Annotated in this window: 16 protein-coding genes and 1 rRNA gene; 8 read left to right on the forward strand and 9 right to left on the reverse strand. The window is 74.5% G+C overall.

Features of this window, described 5'->3' with window-relative positions; all coding sequences use genetic code 11:
• Positions 1 to 84, reverse strand: a 16S ribosomal RNA gene (locus ABT345_RS22895); the annotation flags it as partial.
• Between the two features lie 663 nt (positions 85 to 747).
• Between ABT345_RS22895 and ABT345_RS22900 the strand changes: the two genes are divergently transcribed.
• Entirely contained in the window at positions 748 to 1197 is a 450-nt protein-coding gene (locus tag ABT345_RS22900; RefSeq protein ID WP_345090818.1) for a PTS sugar transporter subunit IIA, read from the forward strand.
• Between the two features lie 78 nt (positions 1198 to 1275).
• Positions 1276 to 2946 carry a phosphoenolpyruvate--protein phosphotransferase gene (gene ptsP, locus ABT345_RS22905; RefSeq protein WP_345090821.1) on the forward strand — a complete coding sequence of 557 codons (1671 nt, stop codon included), beginning with the start codon at positions 1276 to 1278 and terminating at the stop codon, positions 2944 to 2946.
• A gap of 94 nt (positions 2947 to 3040) precedes the next feature.
• Here the strand turns inward: ptsP and ABT345_RS22910 are convergent, their stop codons facing one another.
• Both ABT345_RS22910 and ABT345_RS22915 read right to left on the reverse strand, forming a co-directional pair.
• Entirely contained in the window at positions 3041 to 3958 is a 918-nt protein-coding gene (locus ABT345_RS22910; protein WP_345090824.1) for a DUF8829 domain-containing protein, read from the reverse strand.
• 113 nt (positions 3959 to 4071) lie between these two features.
• The gene (locus tag ABT345_RS22915; RefSeq protein WP_345090827.1) at positions 4072 to 6111 is read right to left on the reverse strand and encodes an acetoacetate--CoA ligase; all 2040 of its coding nucleotides are present in this window, start codon (positions 6109 to 6111) and stop codon (positions 4072 to 4074) included.
• Positions 6112 to 6412: 301 nt separating this feature from the next.
• On the opposite strand from ABT345_RS22915, the gene ABT345_RS22920 reads away from it, so the two are divergent.
• The 4 genes from ABT345_RS22920 to ABT345_RS22935 all read left to right on the forward strand — a co-directional run bounded on the left by ABT345_RS22920 (position 6413) and on the right by ABT345_RS22935 (position 12384).
• A complete protein-coding gene (locus tag ABT345_RS22920; protein WP_345090830.1) occupies positions 6413 to 8803 on the forward strand; it encodes a glycoside hydrolase family 31 protein in 2391 nt (796 codons plus the stop codon).
• Between the two features lie 470 nt (positions 8804 to 9273).
• The gene (locus ABT345_RS22925; protein WP_386461528.1) at positions 9274 to 10149 is read left to right on the forward strand and encodes a M15 family metallopeptidase; all 876 of its coding nucleotides are present in this window, start codon (positions 9274 to 9276) and stop codon (positions 10147 to 10149) included.
• Positions 10150 to 10200: 51 nt separating this feature from the next.
• Positions 10201 to 10602: an Mpo1-like protein gene (locus ABT345_RS22930; RefSeq protein ID WP_345090832.1), complete on the forward strand. Its 402-nt coding sequence runs from the start codon at positions 10201 to 10203 to the stop codon at positions 10600 to 10602.
• 126 nt (positions 10603 to 10728) lie between these two features.
• The gene (locus ABT345_RS22935; RefSeq protein ID WP_345090836.1) at positions 10729 to 12384 is read left to right on the forward strand and encodes a bifunctional diguanylate cyclase/phosphodiesterase; all 1656 of its coding nucleotides are present in this window, start codon (positions 10729 to 10731) and stop codon (positions 12382 to 12384) included.
• 66 nt (positions 12385 to 12450) lie between these two features.
• Here the strand turns inward: ABT345_RS22935 and ABT345_RS22940 are convergent, their stop codons facing one another.
• The 5 genes from ABT345_RS22940 to ABT345_RS22960 form a co-directional block, all read right to left on the reverse strand.
• On the reverse strand, positions 12451 to 13062 hold the full coding sequence (locus tag ABT345_RS22940; RefSeq protein WP_345090839.1) for a GTP-binding protein: 612 nt from the start codon (positions 13060 to 13062) through the stop codon (positions 12451 to 12453).
• 234 nt (positions 13063 to 13296) lie between these two features.
• Entirely contained in the window at positions 13297 to 14163 is an 867-nt protein-coding gene (locus ABT345_RS22945) for an alpha/beta fold hydrolase (RefSeq protein WP_345090841.1), read from the reverse strand.
• Positions 14164 to 14286: 123 nt separating this feature from the next.
• Positions 14287 to 14703, reverse strand: coding sequence for a DUF742 domain-containing protein (locus ABT345_RS22950; protein ID WP_345090844.1), 417 nt, complete (start codon positions 14701 to 14703; stop codon positions 14287 to 14289).
• Positions 14704 to 14717: 14 nt separating this feature from the next.
• On the reverse strand, positions 14718 to 15164 hold the full coding sequence (locus ABT345_RS22955; RefSeq protein ID WP_030279183.1) for a roadblock/LC7 domain-containing protein: 447 nt from the start codon (positions 15162 to 15164) through the stop codon (positions 14718 to 14720).
• Positions 15161 to 17863: a sensor histidine kinase gene (locus ABT345_RS22960; protein WP_345090852.1), complete on the reverse strand. Its 2703-nt coding sequence runs from the start codon at positions 17861 to 17863 to the stop codon at positions 15161 to 15163. Before ABT345_RS22960 ends, ABT345_RS22955 begins: the two co-directional genes overlap by 4 nt.
• A gap of 392 nt (positions 17864 to 18255) precedes the next feature.
• On the opposite strand from ABT345_RS22960, the gene ABT345_RS22965 reads away from it, so the two are divergent.
• On the forward strand, positions 18256 to 18615 hold the full coding sequence (locus ABT345_RS22965) for a hypothetical protein (protein ID WP_386461524.1): 360 nt from the start codon (positions 18256 to 18258) through the stop codon (positions 18613 to 18615).
• 30 nt (positions 18616 to 18645) lie between these two features.
• On the opposite strand, the gene ABT345_RS22970 is transcribed toward ABT345_RS22965, so the two are convergent.
• Positions 18646 to 18978, reverse strand: a complete 333-nt coding sequence (locus ABT345_RS22970; RefSeq protein WP_345090855.1) for a bifunctional 3-phenylpropionate/cinnamic acid dioxygenase ferredoxin subunit — start codon at positions 18976 to 18978, stop codon at positions 18646 to 18648.
• A gap of 215 nt (positions 18979 to 19193) precedes the next feature.
• Here ABT345_RS22970 and ABT345_RS22975 point away from each other — a divergent pair, with 215 nt between their 5' ends.
• Complete coding sequence (locus ABT345_RS22975) at positions 19194 to 20000, forward strand: IclR family transcriptional regulator (RefSeq protein WP_345090858.1); 807 nt, start codon at positions 19194 to 19196, stop codon at positions 19998 to 20000.
• Positions 20001 to 20146 lie beyond the last annotated feature (146 nt).

Genomic DNA, 20146 nt, shown 5'->3' on the forward strand with positions numbered 1-20146 from the left:
ACCGAAGCGGCTTCATCGTTCGACTTGCATGTGTTAAGCACGCCGCCAGCGTTCGTCCTGAGCCAGGATCAAACTCTCCGTGAATGTTTCCCGGTCATCCGGGTCAACACACACGGGAGCGGAACCGAGAGAGGAATAGTCCCTCGGTTCACAGCGTCCTCGCTGTGTGTGCCACCGTCACCCGTGAGTGCGGTGGGCTTTCAAAGGAACCTCGTCCCAGCAGGTGCTGGAGACGGGGTATCAACATATCTGGCGTTGACTTTTGGCACGCTGTTGAGTTCTCAAGGAACGGACGCTTCCTTTGCGCCTGTTTCACCAGGCTCTCCGGGCGCTTCCCTTCGGTCTTGCGTTTCCGACTCTATCAGATCCTTTCGGTTCTGATTTTCGCCGGTGCGGTCCGGCCTTTCGGCTTTTCCGCAGCTTCACTCTAGCAGGCTTTTTCGGCCTCTCGAATCGCTGACTTTCCGCAGGCATGCAGAATTGGATTCGATATTTCGAATCGCGATTCCAGGAGTGCTGCCCATGGCGCTTGATCGCGGTTTTCCGCGATGGTGGCGCTCTCGGGCAGATCTCAGACAGTACAGGCCCCCCAAGGGCGAGGCAAATCGCGCAGCGCTGATCGGCGCCGCTCGGCGGGTGTCGTTCATGCGGAGGGGCTGATTCTTATGACTTACGCTCTGAACGGTGCGCCGTCCGGGACAGGTAGTGACGGCGGCCTGATGAATCTCCACCCCTGGGAGGCTTCCCATGACCACCGTGACGTCACCGCTCGCCGGACGTGCCATCGGACTCGCGGCTGTGCCCGACCCGGTGTTCGCCGGCGCGATGGTGGGACCCGGTACCGCCATTGACCCCGTGCGCGAGCCCGCGGAGGCCGTCGCGCCCGTGGACGGCGTCGTCGTCTCGCTCCACCCGCACGCCTTTGTCGTGGTGGACGCCGAAGGTCACGGGGTGCTGACGCACCTCGGGATCGACACCGTGCAGCTCAACGGCGAGGGTTTCGAACTGCTCGTCAACAAGGGCGACACCGTGCGCCGCGGCCAGGCGGTCGTGCGCTGGAACCCCGCTCAGGTCGAGGAGGCCGGCAAGTCGCCGATCTGCCCCGTCGTCGCCCTGGAGGCCGCGGCCGACTCGCTCGGTGACGTGCGGGAGGCCGGCGAGCTCGCCGCGGGCGCGGCGCTCTTCTCCTGGCAGTAGCCGGGAGCCGTCCCGCGACGGCAGGTTCGACATCCACCGCGGCGGCTCGCGTCGCCGCATCAACCGGAGACGGGTGCAATGGAGACAACGCTGCGAGGCGTCGGCGTGAGTCACGGTGTGGCGATCGGCGAGGTGCGGCACATGGGGACGGCGGTGCTGGAGCCGCCGGCCAAGCAGATTCCGGCCGACGAGGCGGAGCGCGAGCAGGGGCGTGCCCGCCAGGCCGTGGAGGCGGTGGCGGCCGATCTGATCGCGCGGGGCAACTTGGCCGGCGGTGAGGCGCAGGCCGTGCTGGAGGCCCAGGCCATGATGGCCCAGGACCCGGAGCTGATCGCGGACGTCGAGCGGCGGATCGCCGTCGGCAGCACCGCCGAGCGCGGGGTGTACGACGCGTTCGCGGCGTACCGGGCGCTGCTCGCGGGCGCGGGTGAGTATCTGGCGGGCCGGGTCGCCGACCTGGACGATGTGCGGAACCGGATCGTGGCGCGGCTGCTGGGTGTGCCGATGCCGGGGGTGCCGGACAGCGACGAGCCGTATGTGCTCATCGCGCGGGACCTGGCGCCGGCCGACACGGCGCTGCTCGATCCGACGCTGGTGCTCGGGTTCGTGACCGAGGAGGGCGGTCCCACCAGTCACAGCGCGATTCTGGCGCGGGCGCTGGGGGTGCCCGCGGTGGTCGCGCTGCCGGGCGCGGGTGAGCTGGCCGAGGGGACCGTCATCGCGGTCGACGGGAGCACCGGCGAGATCTTCGTCGAGCCGAGCGAGGCGAAGCGGGAGGAGTTGGAGTCGGACGCCGCGGCGCGGAAGGCGGCGCTGGCCGCGTCGACCGGGCCCGGTGCGACCTCCGACGGGCACAAGGTCCCGCTGCTGGCGAACATCGGCGGGCCCGCGGACGTGCCGGCGGCGGTGGAGGCCGGTGCGGAGGGTGTCGGGCTGTTCCGTACGGAGTTCCTCTTCCTGGACGACAGCAAGCAGGCCCCGTCCGAGGAGAAGCAGGTCGAGGCGTACCGGACGGTGCTGGAGGCGTTTCCGGAGGGCCGGGTCGTGGTGCGGGTGCTGGACGCCGGCGCCGACAAGCCGCTGGACTTCCTGACGCCTGCCGACGAGCCGAACCCGGCGCTGGGCGTGCGGGGGCTGCGTACCCTGCTCGACCACCCGGAGGTGCTGCGGACGCAGTTGACGGCGCTGGCGAAGGCGGCCGAGGGGCTGCCCGTCTACCTGGAGGTCATGGCGCCGATGGTGGCGGACCGTACGGACGCGAAGGCGTTCGCGGACGCGTGCCGGGACGCCGGGCTGCAGGCGAAGTTCGGGGCGATGGTGGAGATTCCGTCGGCGGCGCTGCGGGCGCGGTCGATTCTGCAGGAGGTGGAGTTCCTTTCGCTGGGGACCAACGACCTCGCGCAGTACACCTTCGCGGCGGACCGTCAGGTGGGCGCGGTGTCGCGGCTGCAGGATCCGTGGCAGCCGGCGCTGCTGGATCTGGTGGCGCTCTCGGCGGAGTCCGCGAAGGCCGAGGGCAAGAGCTGTGGCGTGTGCGGTGAGGCGGCGTCGGATCCGCTGCTGGCCTGTGTGCTGACCGGGCTCGGGGTGACGTCGCTGTCGATGGGTGCGGCCTCCCTTCCCTATGTGCGGGCGACGTTGGCCAAGCACACGCTGGCGCAGTGCGAGCGTGCCGCTGCGGCGGCGCGTGCGGCGGACACCGCCGAGGAGGCGCGGATCGCCGCGCAGGCGGTGCTCTCCGGGGAGTGATCCCGGCGGCGCCCCGCCGCGCTCGTACCGGACCGGACGGCCGTCCCGCCCCTGTGGCGGGGCGGTCGTCCGGCGTATCGGGGTGCTGTGGGGCTCAGCAGTCGTGGCTCTGCGGTGGGCGGGTGAGCGGGAAGCCCGCGGTGTGGTCGACGCGGTGCTCCGGTGGGATGGGGTCGCCGGTGGTGATGTCGGTGCAGTAGGCGGTGAAGACCTGGGCTGCGGTGAGGGGTTCGGGCCAGCCGTCGCGCAGTGCCCAGCCTCGGGCGGTGTCGTGTGCGGTGGTGGTGGCCTCCTCGGAGGACGGCTCGGGGCGGGTGCTGCGGGAGACGATGCCGCCCGGGGTGCGGTGGGCGATGCCGGCGGCCAGGACCGTGCAGAAGATCAGGGACTGGGATTCGGAGAGGGTGTGGCGGCCCTCCTCGGAGGTGACGCGGAGCGCCGCCAGAAGGGGCGGGGCGCCGGCGGGGATGCTGCAGACGAGGTGGTGGGTGCCGTCGCCGAGGCCGTCGAGCAACTCCTTGAGTGCCTGGGTGGCGAGGGCGAAGGCGGATTGGGAGAGGTCTTCTCCGCACTTCCGGCAGGTGCCGGCCTCGGCGAGGCGGGTGGCCGCGGAGTCCCAGACGGCCTGCCGTCCGGTCTCCTCGACGAGCAGGGGCAGGAGTTGGGCGAGGGGTTCACCGGCGTACGGCAGTGTGGCGCCGTTGCGGGCGAGGTCGGCGGTGTAGCGGGCGCGGCTGTCGACGCTGTCCGGGGCGATGCCCAGCTCTTCGCAGTACGCGGCGTAGGCGGTCGGGTCGAAGAGGGCGAGGCTGGTCCGCATGCCCTGGGCGGTGCGGATGCGGAGGTGCTCCTCCAGGTGGCGGAGGTAGTGGGTGTGGTCGTGGAAGGGGAAGGTGCGGTAGCGACGCATGGCCGCGAAGTCGTGCGGGTCGGCGAGCACGGCGGCGGTGCCGGGGATTTCGCGGCGCAGCAGTTCCTTGGTGCGGCGGCTGGCGCGGAACGCGGATGTCATGAGGCCCCCTCGGTGCGTTGGTCGTCCGCGGCGGCGGGGTGCCGCCGCGGACTTCACTTGTCACTGAGAGTAATCGGGGGGTCTGACAACGGCGGGTGGCGCGGGTCCGGCCGTTACTGTGCGCGGTCGTCGTTCCGGGCGCGGCGGTCGGCGGCGATGCGTTCGTAGAAGCCGAGGAGGGCGAGGTCGTCGACGGAGCCGGGGTTGACGGCCTTGTCGAGGGGGGTGCCCTGCAGGAGGCGTTTGACGGGGACCTCGATGCGCTTGCCGGTGAGGGTGTGGGGGATGCCGGGGGCCTCGATGATGTCGTCGGGGACGTGGCGCGGGGAGAGTTCGGTGCGCAGGGTCCGCTTGATGCGGTCGCGGAGGGCGTCGTCGAGGACGGCGCCCGGGGCGAGGTGGACGAAGAGGGGCATCCAGTAGCCGCCGTCGGGCAGTTCGAGGCCGATGACGAGGGATTCGCGGATCTCGGGGAGGCGTTCGACGGCCTCGTAGATGTCGGCGGAGCCCATGCGGACGCCCTGGCGGTTGAGGGTGGAGTCGGAGCGGCCGTGGATGACGACGCCGCCGTGGGAGGTGCGGGTGATCCAGTCGCCGTGGCGCCAGACGCCGGGGTAGGTGTCGAAGTAGCTGTCGTGGTAGCGGCTGCCGTCGGGGTCGTTCCAGAAGCGGACCGGCATGGAGGGCATCGGGTTGGTGACGACGAGTTCGCCGACCTCGTCGGTGACCGGGTGGCCCTGCGGGTCCCATGCCTGGAGGTCGGTGCCGAGGGCTGGTGCCTGGAGTTCGCCGATGTGGACGGGGAGGGTGGGGACGGCGCCGGCGAAGCAGCTGCAGACGTCGGTGCCGCCGCTGACGGAGGCGATCCAGAGGTCGCCGCCGGCCTCCTTGAAGGTGTCGTGGAGCCAGCGGAAGCCGTCGGGGGGCAGTGGGGAGCCGGTGGTGGCGACGCAGCCGACGGTGGAGAGGTCGAGGTCGCGGGCGGGGTGGAGGCCGGCCTTGCGGCAGGCCATGACGTAGGCGGCGGAGGTGCCGAAGAGGGTGGCGCGGGTGGCTTCGGCGATGCGCCACTGGGCGGCGACGTCGGGGTGGCCGGGGCTGCCGTCGTAGAGCACGATCGTGGTGCCGGCCAGGAGGCCGCCGACGAGGAAGTTCCACATCATCCAGCCGGTGGAGGTGTACCAGAAGAAGCGGTCACCGGGGCCGAGGTCGCAGTGGAGGCCGAGCTGCTTGAGGTGTTCGAGGAGGATGCCGCCCTGGGACTGGACGATCGCCTTGGGCAGGCCGGTGGTGCCGGAGGAGTACAGGACCCAGAGCGGATGGTCGAAGGGGACCTGTTCGTAAGCCGGTTCGGCCTCGTTGGTGGTCAGGTCGGACCAGGTGAGCGCGCCTTCGGGGGCGTCGGTGCCGAGCAGCGGGATGTGGACGACGGCGCGGAGGGTGGGGAGTTCGGCGCGGAGTTCGGCGACGGTGTCGCGGCGGTCGTGTTCCTTGCCGCCGTAGCGGTAGCCGTCGACGGTGAACAGGACGACGGGTTCGACCTGCTGGAAGCGGTCGAGGACGCTGCGGGCGCCGAAGTCGGGGGCGCAGGAGGTCCAGACGGCGCCGACCGCGGCGGTGGCGAGGAGGGCGACGACGGCCTGCGGGATGTTGGGGAGGTAGCCGCTGATCCGGTCGCCGGGGCGGACGCCGAGGTCGCGCAGGGCGGCGGCGAGCGAGGCGACCTGGTCGCGGAGGTCGGCCCAGCTGACGGGGGCGACCTCCTGGCGCTCGTCGGTGTACAGCAGGGCGGGGGTGGCGGCGCGGTCCGGGTCGTCGGCGGTGCGCAGGGCGTGCTCGGCGTAGTTGAGGGTGGCGCCGGGGAACCACTGGGCGCCGGGCATGGACCGGTCGGCGAGCACGGTGTCGTACGGGGTGGCGAAGCGGACGTCGAACCATTCCGCGACCGCCTGCCAGAAGGCGGGGAGGTCGTCGGTGGACCAGCGGTGCAGGTCGGCGTAGCTGCGCTGCGGGTCGCCGGGGGTGACGGGGGGTGCGCCGTGGTGGGTGGCGGCCCAGGTCTGGAAGCGGGTGACCTGTGCGCCCTCGATGCGGTCCGGACCGGGCTGCCAGAGGGGGGTCGGCTGCTGGGCGGGGGGCGGTGCGGTGGTCATGTCGAGGCTCCCGGACGGTACGCGTGGTGGGCGTCGGCCGCGCCCGGCGCGGGTGCGGGGGTGGCGCGGCCTTCCTGGACGATGCCACGTGATCGTCCTGTGCACCAGGGTTGCCCGGTGGGGCGACGGTCACCCGGGGGTGCCGGTCGGTCCGGTGGGGCGGCCGTGACCTGGGGTGCGGTCCGGTCGCGCGGCGCGGGGTGTGGGGGGTTCGGCCGTCGGGCGGCGCCCGGTGGACGCTCAGGTGAACGGAAGTTGAACGCCCCTCGGGGTGATCGTCGGAAATGACAGTCTGAGCAGCATGAACGGGCGTGATCTGGTGCGGTCGGTGCGGGCCGTCGGTGCGGCGCAGGGGCTGCGGTCGGTGCGGGCCGCGTGGCGGCGGCGGAGGGCGGACGCGGTGGCGCTGCCCCGGGGCGGGCGGGAGCGGGCGCGGGTCCCCGGGGAGGCCGAGGGGGCGGAGCCGCAGCCGGGCGGTGGGGTGATCCGGTTCGCGCGGTCGTCGCTGCGGGTGCGGGTGGCGGCGGGCGGTGCGGTGTTCTGCGGCTGGGACGGGGCGGCGCCGGAGCCGTCGTACGCGCTGGCCGGCTGTCCGCAGGCGGATGCGCGCGCGGTGCTGGAGCCGGACACCGAGGGTGGCTGGCGGGTGGTGTCGGAGCGGGTGACGGTGGTGGTGTCGCGCCACGGTGCGGTGGAGGTGCGGACGCCGGGCGGGGTGCTGCTGCGGCGGGAGTTGCCGCCGCGGTGGTGGGACCGTACGGACGTGGGCGCCGGCGGGGATGCGGATGCGGCCGGTCCGGAAGACGGCTCCCCGGGCGGGGCGGTCCGTGCCGTGTCCGGTGCGGCGGGCCGTTCGCGGTGGGTGCAGCGGTCGGAGGTGGCGGCGGACGCGCGGTTCTTCGGGCTGGGGGGCCGGGCGGCGGGGCCGCGGCTGCGGGACGGGTCGTACCGGCTGTGGAACACCGCGCCCGGTGGGCCGGGGGGCGCCGGGGAGGACCGGCTGACGATGCCGGTGCAGCTGGTGGTCGCGGACGCCGGGACGCATCTGGTGTTCCACGACAACTCCTGGGACGGCTGGGTGACGTTGCGGGAGGGCCGGGAGGGCGCGGGGTCGGGGCACGACCGCCGGGGGGCGTGCGCGCTGCGGCTGGACGGCGGGCCGCTGCGGTACTGGGTGCTGGTGGGCACGCCGGCCCGGGTGCTCATGGGGTGGACGGCGCTGACCGGCGCGCCGCCGGCGCCGCCGCGCTGGGCGTTCGGCCCGCAGCACGCGCTGCGGGCCGGCGCTCCCCGGGTGCGGCGGGCGGTGGCCGCCCACCGGGAGCACGGGCTGCCGCTGGCCGCCGTCCATCTGGAGCTGGGGCCCGGGGCGCGCCGAGAGCGCGCCGGTGAGCTGCCGGCGGACGCCGAGCTGCCCGGTCTGACGCGGGAGTTGCTGGCGGAGGGGGTGCGGGCCGTGGCGGTCGAGGGGCCGGCGGTCCCGGTGCGGGCGGGCGCGCGGGAGTACGACGGCGGGGTGGCGGCCGGGGCGTTCGTGCGCGATGCGCGGGGCCGGGAGGTGCGCGGGGTGGCGGGGCCGGGCGAGTCGGTGTTCCCGGACTTCACGGATCCGGCGGCGCGCGCCTGGTGGGGCGGGCGGTACGCGCAGCGGTGGGCGCAGGGGTTCGCCGGGGCGGGGCACGATCTGGCGGCGCCGGTGCCGTTCGCGGCGTGCGGGGAGGTGGCACTGGAACGGTCGGCACGCCATGCGCTGGAGGGGCGCGGGGGTGACCACCGGGAGGCGCACAACGTGTACGCGCTCCAGATGGCGCGCGCCGCGCACGAGGGCGCGGGGGCGGTGCCCGGGGAGCGGCAGTTCGCCTTCTCCCGTTCGGGGTGGGCGGGGCTCCAGCGGTACGGCGGGGTGTGGTCGGCGGACGCGGGGGCCGACTGGCCGGGGCTGCGGGCGTCGTTGGCGCTGGTGCTGGGCCTGGGGCTGTGTGGGGTGCCGTACAGCGGGCCGGAGGTGGGCGGCCGGGGCGCGGCGGGGGCGGAGCTGTATCTGCGGTGGTGTCAGCTGGCGGCGTATCTGCCGCTGTTCCGCACCGGGGGCGAGGCGGGGCCGTGGAGGCACGGGGCGGAGGTGCTGGCGCATGTGCGGGCGGCGCTGGCGGAGCGGGAGCGGCTGGTGCCGTACTTCGCGACCCTGGGGCAGTTGGCGCGGCTGAGCGGCGCGCCGTATGTGCGGCCGGTGTGGTGGCGGACGCCGCACGACCGGGCGCTGCGGGACTGCGAGGACGCGTTCCTGCTGGGCGACGCGTTGTTGGTGGCGCCGGTGCTGGAGCCGGGGGCGCGGGCGCGGATGGTGCGGCTGCCGCGCGGGCGCTGGTACGACACGGCGACGGGGCGGGCGTACGACGGGCCCGGGCCGGTGCGGCTGGCGGCGCCGCTGTCCCGGATACCGGTGCTGGCCAGGGCCGGGGCGGTGCTCCCGGTGACGGGCGCGGACGGCGCCACGGAGCTGGAGGCCTGGGCGCCGGTCACCGGGCGCAACGGCGGTGGGCTGGTCGTACCGGAAGCCGAGGGCGAGTCCCCGGAGGCGATCCGGTTCGTGTCCTGGCTGGAGCGGGGCCGGGTCGTGGTGGAGCGTCAGGGCGGCGGCGCGGTGGGGTATCGCGTACGGGTGCGGGGGGTGGGGGCCGCGGAGGGGTGAGGGCGGGTCCGTCACAGGGTGGTCATGGCCGGTGTTCCGGGAGAGCCGTCCCGGGGCTCGTGGGGAGACGCCGGCTCCCGCGGAGGCGTTGGGTCCGGCAGGTGCGGCGCCCGTCTCGCTCCCCGGGGAAGTCCCGGGCTTCGGGCCCCTGGGGCGCGGCGCCCGGCTCGTCCCGCGGCTCAGGCTCCGGCCGGCTGGAGGCGTGGCGTCCGGGGCGTTCCCGGCTCTGGCTTCGGCCCCTTGGAGGCTCAGCGCCCGGGGCGTTCCTCCGGGGCGGCCTCTTCGGTTCCCAGGCACGGCGTCCCCCGCTCCCCCGGCGGGACGCCGCCCCGAACGGCACTCGTCCTCCGGCCCCGGCGTTCCCGTTCCGCCGGGCCGAGGCGCCCCGAGGGTTCCCCCAGCCGCCCCGGTCCTGGTAGACGGTGCTCATGCCAAGAATGCGAGATGTGCGAGATGCGCGTGATGCACACGTGCCGGGGACGGCAGGGGCCGTCGAGCGGGTGGCCGGGGCGGGGCGGCGGCTGCGGCGGCTGGTCCGGGGGCTCACCGTGGGGCTGGCCGCCGCGCTGACGGTGACGGCGGTCCCGGCGGGCGCGGTGGCCTCCCCGGTGGCGGGCGGGGCGCGTGGCGGGGAGCCGCACGCCCCCGAGGAGTTCGTCGCGCTGCGGTCGGTGGACCCGACGATTCTTCAGGAGATGCGGTACTTCACGCCGCACGACTTCATGGGCGTCCGGGTCACCGGGTACCGCGAGCCGACCTGCCTGGTCACCCGGGACACCGCGGACGGGCTGCGCCGGGCGCAGCGGGCGTTCCTGCGGCGCGGCTACTCGCTGAAGGTGTACGACTGCTACCGGCCGCAGCGCGCCGTGAACCACTTCATGGCCTGGGCGAAGGACCTCGGCGACCAGCGGATGAAGGGCGAGTTCTACCCCCGCATCGACAAGTCGACGCTCTTCCGGGACGGGTATATCGCGGAGAAGTCGGGGCACAGCCGGGGCAGCACCGTCGATCTGACGCTGGTGAAGCTGCCCGCGCTCCCCACCCGGCCGTACGTACCCGGTGAGCCGCTGTCGCCCTGCTACGGCCCCAAGGAGGCGCGGTTCCCCGACAACTCCCTCGACATGGGCACCGGCTTCGACTGCTTCGACACGCTGGCGCACACCCTCGACCCACGGATCAAGGGCGAGCAGCGGGCGAACCGGCTGCTGCTCAAGCACGGCATGGAGCAGGCCGGATTCACCAACTACGCCGCCGAGTGGTGGCACTACACGCTCACCCCGGAGACGTTCCCCGACACCTATTTCGACTTCCCGGTGTCGTCGCGTTCGCTCACCGGGCGGCGGTGAGCCGGCGGCGCCGGTACTGACAGCGTCCGGGCGCGCGGCTAGGTTGCGGGCATGACGGACACCACGGAACGCACGGCGGCCCCGGAGCGGGACGGGCTCTCCGCTCCGGCGCGGTCGTTCGCGTCGTACGAGGAGTTCTGGCCGTACTACGTCGCGATGCACGCGAAGGCGGCGACCCGGTGGGTGCACCTCGCGGGGACGCTCACCGGGCTCGCGGTCACCGCCTACGGGGCGCTGCGGCGGCGGCCCCGGCTGCTGCTCGGGCTGCCGGTCATCGGCTACGGCACGGCCTGGCCCGCGCACTTCCTCATCGAGCGGAACAACCCGGCGACGTTCGGGCATCCGGCGTGGTCGCTGCGGGGCGATGCGCAGATGATCCGGATGATGCTCGCCGGGCGGGACGCGGAGCTGGCGCGCATCGCCGCCGACTGGCACGCCGCGCACGGCCGCTGACGCCCGGTCGGCGCCTGCGCGGCGCCGTGCGGCCGCGCGGTCACGGCTTCCCCACCCTCCGGAATGCTGCATGAACAGCGTGTGAACCGGGCCCGGTCCGCTCCCTGGGCGCGGCATGCTGCTGCCGTGCCTGCCTGGACGGACCAGCTCCGATTCGCGTACCAACCCGTCGTGAACCTGGCGACCGGCACGGTCGTCGCGCTGGAGATGCTCGCCCGCCCCGAATCCGGCGACGTGCTGTCCGCGGCCCGCCGCTCTCCCGCCCTGGACGCCGAGCTCGCCGCCCTCGCCGTGCGCGCCGCGGCCCGGCAGGAGGTGCTGCTGCCGCTGCACCTCAACGTGTACGCCACGACGGTCGCCGCGGGGCCGGGGCTGACCGCGGTGAGCAAGGCCGTGCACGACGCGGGCCGGCGGCCGTGGGAGGTCACCCTCGACATCGGCGGGCCGTTCGCCGGGCTGCCGCTGCCGGCGCTCGGCGCGGGCGTGGCGCGGCTGCGCGAGGAGGGCTACCGCGTCTGTGTCGACGGCGTCGGGGACGGCGATCCGCCGCTGCGGCTGCTCGGCTCCCTCGCCCCCGATCTGGTCAAGCTCGATGTGCCGCTCTGCGCGGAGCTGGTGTCGGCGCCGGGTGCGCGGGCCGCGGTGGCGGCGATGCGGCAGCTGTGCACGCAGCTCGGCGGGTTGCTGGCGATCGAGGGGGTGGAGACGGAGCGGCAGTACGCGGCGGTGCGCGACGCCGGGGTGCAGCTCGCGCAGGGCCATCTCTTCGCCCCGGCCGCCCGCCGCCCGGCCACCGAGGTGTATCTGCCGCCGTCCGCGCCCGCCCCGGTACCGCACCACGGCGCACGGCCGGGCCCGCCGATCGCGCAGTTCCTGCAACCGGCGGCGCTGCTGCCGGTGACCGCGTCGGCGGGCACCGTCCACGGCCACCTCACCGCCTTCCCCGACGTCTCCGGCATCCTCCTGGTGGACGCCGACGGGGTGCCGGTGCGGGCCGTCGACCGGGACCGGTTCCTGCTGTCGCTGTCGGGACGGTACGGCCATGCCCTCTACGCGGACCGCCCGGCGCTGCGGCTGGCCGACCGGCCCCGTACGGTCCGGGCGGACGCGACCGCCTGGGAGGTGCTGGACCTGATCGCGGACGGCGACCGGTCGCGGACCGGGGACGACGTGGCGGTGGTGGACGCGCGCGGCCGGTGCATCGGGGTGGTGCATCTGGCCGACATCCTGCGGGCGTTGGCCGAGAGCCGGGTGGAGGAGGCCGCGCGGCTCAACCCGCTGACCCGGCTGCCGGGCTCCGACGCCGTCAACTGCGAGGTGGACCGGCGGATCGCCGAAGGACGGCCGTTCGCGCTGAGCTGGCTGGACGTGGACAGCTTCAAGCAGGTCAACGACGGTGCCGGGTTCGCCGCGGGCGATGAGCTGATCCGGTCGGTGGGGCGGGCGCTGGCGGAGGTCGCCGGGCGGGAGCCGGACGCGCGGGTGGGTCACATCGGCGGCGACGACTTCCTCGTGCTGGCCGAGCCGGGCGGGCTCGAACCGTTCGCCGCCGCGCTGCTCGACGTCGGCTGGGAGGCGGGCGGTGCGCCGGTGACGCTGTCGCTGGCGACGGTGGTGTGCCCGCCGGGCAGTGTGACCGGGCACGGACAGGCCGCGGCGGCGCTGGCCCCGCTGAAGAAGGCGGCGAAGGCGCTGACCGGAGCGAGCTGGGTGGTGGGCCGCCCGGACACCGACGCCACCGAGACGCGGCGGGGCCGCCCGGCGCCGGTCCCGGGCGGCTGAGGCCCGGCCGGGACCGGCGCCGGACGGCGGGCGACGCGGGCCGGCCGGTGCGCCCGCCCGCGGCCGTCAGGACAGGGCCGGTTCGCGCTGCTCGGCGCTGATCCGCATGGCGTGCCGGACGACGGTGATCAGCACGTCGCGGACGGACTCCTTGCTCCGCGCGTCGCAGAGCAGCACCGGCACCTCGTCGTCGAGGTCCAGCGCCTCGCGGACCGTCTCCGGCGGGTACTGCTCGGCGTCGTCGAAGCAGTTGACGGCGACGGTGAACGGCAGTCCGCGGCGTTCGAAGTAGTCGACGGCGGCGAAGGAGTCGGCGAGCCGCCGGGTGTCGGCGAGCACCACCGCGCCGAGCGCGCCGAGCGCCAGCTCGTCCCAGAGGAACCAGAAACGGTCCTGCCCGGGCGTGCCGAAGAGGTAGAGGACCAGGGCGTCGTTGACGGTGATCCGGCCGAAGTCCATCGCGACGGTGGTGGTGGTCTTGGACTCCACGCCGTCGAGGTCGTCGACCGGGCGGCCCGCCTCCGTGAGCCGTTCCTCGGTGCGCAGCGGTTTGATCTCACTGACCGCGCCGACCAGCGTCGTCTTGCCGACGCCGAATCCGCCCGCGACGAGGATCTTCAGGGTCGTCGGATCGACGGCTGACGACCGTCGGCGACGCTCAGAACGCCCGAGGACCATGGGTTGCTTCTCCCGAATGTGCCGATGATTCCGCCCATACCCGCGGCGCGGCGCCGTGGGGGCCGGCGAGCGGCCTGCGGATGCTGAGGAACGGTACAACGTACGCCCGGCCGCGCCCACTTGTGCGGCCGGAGCGTCCCGCCCGCGCGGGCAGGACGTCCGTAAGTGTCCCGAAAGGCGCGCATGGCGCCGGGCGGTGGACGGCCGGAATCCGGCGCCCGCCGCCCCAGAAGGTCAGGAGTGGCGGCCCAGGTGCTCGACGAGGAGCGCGGTGACCTGGTCGGGCACCTCCTCGGGCAGCCAGTGGCTGACGCCGCCCAGGGCCTCGAAGCGGTAGGGCCCGTCCACCCACTCGGCGGTCAGCTCGGTGGCGGTGCGGCCGAGAGCGATGTCCTCGGTGCCCCAGACGTACAGGGTGGGGACGGTGATCCGCGCGGCGGGGAGCGCGAACGTCTCGGCGGGCGCCCGGTACCAGTTGAGGGAGGCAGTCAGCGCGCCCGGCTCGGACAGCCGCCGGATGTTGGCGTCGACGAGGGCGTCCGGCACATGGCCGCCGAAGGCCTGGCGCATCAGGGCGGCGCCGTCGGCGAGCAGGCTCTCCTCTGCGGTGCCGGGGGTACGGAAGAGGCCCACGTACTCGGAGCGGCGCTGCTGGTCGGCGTCCTCGGTCACCGCGCGCCGCAGCGCACCGGGGTGCGGGGTGGCCAGCGAGGTGACCGAGCGGAGCCGGTCGGGGTGGGCGCCGGCCAGCACCCAGGCGAGCAGGCCGCCCCAGTCGTGGCCGACGAGGTGGAAGCGGTCCGCGCCCTGGGAGTCGGCGAACGCCAGGGCGTCGGCGACGAGTTCGGTGACCGCGTAGGAGGCGACGCCGTCGGGGCGGGCGCCGGGGGCGTAGCCGCGCTGGTCGACGGCGAGGGCGCGGTAGCCGGCGGCGGCGAGGCCGGGGAGCACCTCGGACCAGGAGTCGGCGAACTCGGGCCAGCCGTGCAGCAGCAGGACGAGGTCGCCGTCGGCCGGGCCGGCGGCGAGGGCGCCGTGGGTGTGCGGGCCGACCTGGATCTCCAGGCGTTCGAGGGGGTACGGCGACGTGTCCGCGGTCATGTCGGCTCTCTTCTCGTAGGACCCCGACCGGGGTGTTGGTGCCTCAACAAGACCGTAACAACGGCCTTTTGACGGGCGGGCGCCGGGCCGCGGCCGGGCACGGGGTGTCCGTGCCGCGGCCGCTCACAGGGCGCGCAGACCGTCGATCACCTCGCGCAGCACCTGCTCGTCGGGGAGTTCGGCGGGCGGCACCGGGCGGGTGAGGTGGACCAGCCCGGCGTCCAGCAGATCGCCGATGAGCACCCGCACCACGCCGACCGGCAGGTCGAGGTCGGCGGCGAGTTCGGCGACCGACTGCGGCGCCGCGCGGCACCACTCGACGATGTCGAGCTGCTCGGGCGTAAGGGTGTGGTCGCCGTCCGGCTCGTCGTCGTACCGGCTCTCCGTGATCACCAGGGCGATCAGGTCGAGCCGGTCCTCGGCTCCCGTGCGGGTGCGTCCGCGCGTCATGGCGTACGGGCGGACGACGGGGCCCGCCTCGTCGTCGTACCAGCGCGCCGCTCCGCCGTGGCGGGCGGCCGGATCGGACTGTTGGGTCATGCCCTCACCGCTGGTCACCTGCCCGCGGGCGCACCACCGCGCGCCGCGGTACCCAGGTGCGTCCCCACACGCTTGACGAGGAGCGTCATCTCGTAGGCGATCAGGCCGACGTCGGACTCGGCGTCGGCGAGGACGGCGAGGCAGCTGCCGTCGCCCGCCGCGCTGACGAAGAGGAACGCGTCGTCCAGCTCGACCAGGGTCTGGCGGACCCGGCCCGCGTCGAAGTGGCGGCCGACGCCCTTGGCCAGGCTGTGGAAGCCGGAGGCGACGGCGGCGAGGTGTTCGCCGTCCTCGCGGGTGAGGTCCTTGGAGGCGCCGGTGGCGAGGCCGTCGCTGGAGAGGATGAGGGCCTTGCGGATGCTGCCGACCCGTTCGACGAGTTCGTCGAGGAGCCAGTTCAGCTCGCCGGAGCCCTGCGCGAAGGCCGATGCGGTGGTGGCTGCTGCCTGCGGTGCGGTCATGGACCGTCCCCTCCCGGTGTGGTTCTGGTTGCTGTCGTGCCCCCGTCGTCCCCGTCGCGACCGGAGTCGTCCCGGGGCGCGGGGTCGTCGGGCGTGGGGTCCTCGCCCGTGTCACGGCGGCCGCGCCGCCAGCCGCTCTGGAGTGCGGCCATCCGGCTGCGGACCTCCTCCGCGTCCCGGTCGTCGTCGGCCGCGCCGGGCCGCTCGTCGCCGGCCCGGCGGTCCGGGTCGTTCCTGAGCTGCGGGGCGAGGCTGGCCTGCCGTACCCGGCGGGGCAGCCCGCCGGGGGTGTTCCCGGTGGCTGCGGGGCGGTCGGCCGGGCCGTCGCCCCCGGAGGCCGCCGGGGGGTTCCCGTCGGCCGGGCGGGGGTGGCCGGACGGCTCCTGGCCGTCGTCGCCGGGCCCGCCCGCATGGGCGCGCGGCTCACCGTCGTCGACGGTGCGGCCGTGGTCGGAGACGAGCACCGGCGGCCGCGGGCGGCGGCGCGGCAGCGGGGCCGGGCCGTCGTCGGGCGTGCGGTGTGCGGCGGGGGCCAGCCGGGGCCGCGGGACGAGGGCGGGCGACGGGGAGGGGCCGGTGGGCGCGGCGGCGCGGCGGCCGCGGGCGCGGCCCCGGAAGACGCCGTCCTCGTCGTCGAGCGGGTGCGGGGCGTCGGCGGTCTCCTGCCGTGCCGGCGCTCCCGGTCCCACGGCGCGCGGGCCCTGGGCGCGGGCCTCGGCCAGGGCGGCCGGCTCGCCGGTGACCGGCTCCAGCCGGGGCAGGTCCGGGCCGTCCAGGGAGACGCCGCCGGTGTCCTCGCCCTCCTCGGTCTCGGTCAGCAGCGCGCCGGGGAGGAGGACCACCGCGGTGGTGCCGCCGTACGGCGAGGGCTGGAGGGAGACGCGGACGCCCTGGCGCTGGGCGAGGCGGCTGACGACGAAGAGGCCCAGCCGGTCGGTGTCGGACAGCTCGAACTCGGCGGTCTCGGCGAGCCGGAGGTTGGCTTCGAGGAGCTGGTCGGGGGGCATGCCCAGGCCGCGGTCGTGGATCTCCAGGGTGAAGCCGTTGGCGACCCGTTCGCCGACGACCTGGACCGCGGTGTGCGGCGGGGAGAACACCGTGGCGTTCTCCAGGAGTTCGGCGATGAGGTGGGTGAGGTCGGAGACGGCGGGGCCCTCGACGGCGAGCCGGGGCAGCCGTCGCACCTCGATGCGTTCGTAGTCCTCGACCTCGGCGACGGCGGCGCGCACCACGTCCATCAGCCGGATCGGCTTGCGCCACTGCCGGGAGGGGGCCGCGCCGGAGAGGATCACCAGGCCCTCGGCGTGGCGGCGCATACGGGTGGTGAGGTGGTCGAGGCGGAAGAGGTCGGCCAGCTCGTCGGTGTCCTCGGTGCGGCGCTCCATGGTGTCCAGCAGGGTGAGCTGACGGTGGAGCAGCACCTGGCTGCGGCGGGCGAGGTTGACGAAGACCTCGGAGACGCCGCGGCGCATGTCGGCCTGCTTCACCGCGGCCTCGACTGCGGCGCGCTGGAGGGTGTGGAGCGCCTGGCCGACCTGGCCGGTCTCGTCCGGGCCGAACTCCCGGCGCGGGACCTCGGACTCGATGTCGACCTGCTCGCCGGCGGCGAGCCGCCGCATCACGGCGGGCAGCCGGACGCCGGAGACCTCGTGGGCGTTCTTGCGCAGTGCGGTGAGGTCCTTGACGTGCCGTCGGCCGATGCGGACGGAGACGATCAGGGAGACGAGCAGGGCGACGAAGCCGAGGACGCCGGCGACGGCCGCCTTCGCGACGACGGCCAGGGCGACCGGGCGTACCCGCTCGCGGTAGTGCTCCCCGGACTCCTGGCCCATGCGCTGGAGGTCGTCGAGGACGGTGGAGGCGAGGATGTCCCAGCGTTCGGCGTTGACCGCATCGGGCGCGGCGTCGGCGCCGGCGGCCACCACGGCGTCCTCCACCGCTTCCAGTTCACGGGTCTTGACGGAGTGCCAGTAGTCCTCGTAGGCGGCGCGGTCGCGGGCCGGCATGAGGGGCAGGCCGGTGCGCATCAGGACGCGGCGCTCGGCGATCTCGTCGGAGACGGTCCGCAGGTCGATCTTGGTCATCCGGCCGGAGGCGAGCGCGGCGGACAGCAGCGCGTCCTCGCGGGCGAACGCCTCGCGGGCGCGGTCGAGGGTGACCAGCGCGCGGCCCTGCTTCTCCAGTTCGACGTCGTCCAGCACGTGCAGGGCGACGACCAGGTCGTACTGCGCGTCGATCATCCCGGCGTACGCCTCGAACGCCTCGTCGCGCGAGATGGTGTTGTCCTGGACCTGGCGGCGCAGCGAGGCGAGCGGGGCGAGTGCCTTGACCGCGTCGTCCAGGGCGGTGGCGGTGCCGCGGCCGAGGTCGTCGTGGACGGCGGGGGTCTCGGCCTCGGCGCGGAGCCGGGCGAGGGATTCATCGGTGGCCCGTGACTGCTGCTGGAATTGGGGCAGCGCATCGGCGTCCCGCCGGTCGGCGAGGTACATCAGGCTCTGCCGCCGCTCCCGCTGGAGATCCTCGACGAGGTTCCGGGAGGGGTGGCCGAGATTCCGGATGACCCGGCCGACGGTGAGCAGTTGATCTGCCTCGCGCCCGGTGACGTACGTCGCGAACGCCCACATGGCTGTCAGGGAAACCAGCGGTACGAGCAGCAACGCCACGATCTTCCGGCGGATCGACTTCCCGCGAAAGCGCATGGCCTCCCCCAGTCAGCCCCGGTGGCCGGGGGTGGTGTTCCGTCAACAAACGGCGCGAGCCTACTACTGCCCGGCGGCCAACCCGAAGACCCGGCCGGACCTTGTGGAAAGTCCCGGTGGGGATCGCCCGGCCTTGTCCGGCGATTCCCGGACAAGGTGCCCGCAGGTCGGCGGGGCCTCGCCCGCCGCCTCCGGCCATCACTCCATGGGGTGGCCGGAATTGCCCCACCCCGGGTCACTCCCACGTGGCGGCGTGGGTGACGATGGCGGCGGCGCCGGGCGTCCGGGCGGCATGCGGCCGTCGCCGGCGGGCGCCGCGCACGCCGGGCGGAGTCCCGGGCGGCGGTTCGTACGGGGAGGGTGAGGCGTTGAGGGACACCGGAAGGCGCCCGTTGTGGCAGGAAGAGCCCGCGGCCCGGCGGCGGATGGCCGATCCGGTGCGGACGGCGGCGGTACGGGCGGTGATCATCGTGGCGCTCACCCTGACCCAGGCCATGATCGCGTTTTTGGGGACGATGGCCGGAACGTGGTTGGCGTTCCCCGCGGTGATCTGCACGGTCGCCAGCACGGTGGTGGCGACCTGGGCGGTGCTCGACGTCTGGGTGACCCGTCAGGTCTGGGTGCAGCGGTACGGCGTGCAGTCCCAGCCGAGCAGTACGGCGCGGCAGTTGCGGCGCGAGCGGCGGCGGGCGCGGCGGGCGGAGCGGCGCGCGCTACGGGAGGAGCGGCGGGCCGGGGGCGCCCCCGCGTGACGGGCGCCGCCGGTCCGCCGGCCCGCCGGTTCAGGCGACGGCGTCCTTGCGCACCGCGGGCCGTACGTGCAGCACGCCGTCGATGACGGCGACCTCGTGGGTGCGGACCGGGCGGCGGGCCGGCAGGCAGGTCGCGGCGCCGGTGCGGAGGTCGAACAGGGCGGCGTGCAGCGGGCATTCGACGAAGCAGCCCTCGACGTACCCCTCGGAGAGGGAGGCGTCCTGGTGGCTGCAGAGGTCGTCCACGGCGTAGAAGCCGCCGTCCTCGGCGTGGAAGACGGCGATGGCGGGTGTGTGGTCGTCGACGGTGATCCGGACGGCTTCCCCCTCGGGAAGATCGTCGATGCGGCAGACGGGAATCATCTGGCCCCCCTCGCGCTGATCGGTATCATGGCGTTGTGAATAACGCATCGCAGAGCGCGATGCGCAACAGAATCCAGGCCGTGGGGCGGGCCGTCAAGGGCCTTCGGGCCGTTTCTCCCGGCCCCGGCTCGCCAGGGATCCCCGGGCCCCCACGCGCCTCACGGGCTCCCTCCGACGCGCCCTTCAGGGGCCAACGGGCGGTGACACGAAGTCCCATGTCGAACACGAGCGATACCGCAGCGGAGCGGCCCGACGAGCGGCGCGGCGGGGCGGGTTCCGTCCAGTCCGTGGACCGCGCAGTGAGCGTGCTGGAGCTGCTCGCCCGCCTCGGCGAGGCAGGGGTGACCGAGCTGTCCGAGGAGTTGGGCGTCCACAAGTCCACCGCGTTCCGGATCCTGGGCGTGCTGGAGAACCGCGGGCTGGTCGAGCAGGAGAAGGAGCGCGGCAAGTACTTCCTGGGCGCCGGGGTGCTGCGGCTGGCGGGCGCCGCCGCCATCCGGCTGGACATCTCGCAGGAGGGTCAGCCGGTGTGCCGGGCGCTGGCGAACGGCACCGGGGAGACCGCCAACATCGCGGTGCTGGACGGCGATGCGGCCGTCAACATCATGCAGGCGCGGGGCGCCGCCGCCGTCACCGCGTACAACTGGCTGGGCCGCCGCACCCCGCTGCACGCCACCGCGAGCGGCAAGGTGCTGCTGGCGCATCTGCCGCGCGAGCGCCGGGAGCGGCTGGCGAGCCGGAAGCTGGCGCGGTTCACGGAGCACACGCTGACCTCCGCCGGCGATCTGCGCGCCCAGCTGACCGGCGCGTTCGAGGACGGATTCGCCTGCTCCACCGAGGAGTTGGAGATCGGGCTGAACGCGGTGGCGGCGCCGGTGCGGGCGCACGACGGCGCGGTGATCGGCGCGATCGGCGTCTCCGGACCGGCGTACCGGATGCGCCGCGCCCTCCTGCCGGAGCTGGCCGAGCGCGCGGTCGAGGCGGCGGCGGACCTCTCCCGGCGGATGGGGCACGCGGGCTGACGCGGCGTCGGCGGGCGAACGGGCGGCGGCGCGTCGGCGGGCGGGGCGCTCCGGGCGCATCGTGCGGTCCGGTCCGGGCGCGTGCGGCCCGAACCGGGCTCCTGCTGTCCGATCCGGGCACATGCCGTCCGGTCCCCGGCCGAACG

This window comes from Streptomyces sp. NPDC000404 (genome assembly GCF_040300365.1).
GTDB lineage: Bacteria > Actinomycetota > Actinomycetes > Streptomycetales > Streptomycetaceae > Streptomyces > Streptomyces ramulosus.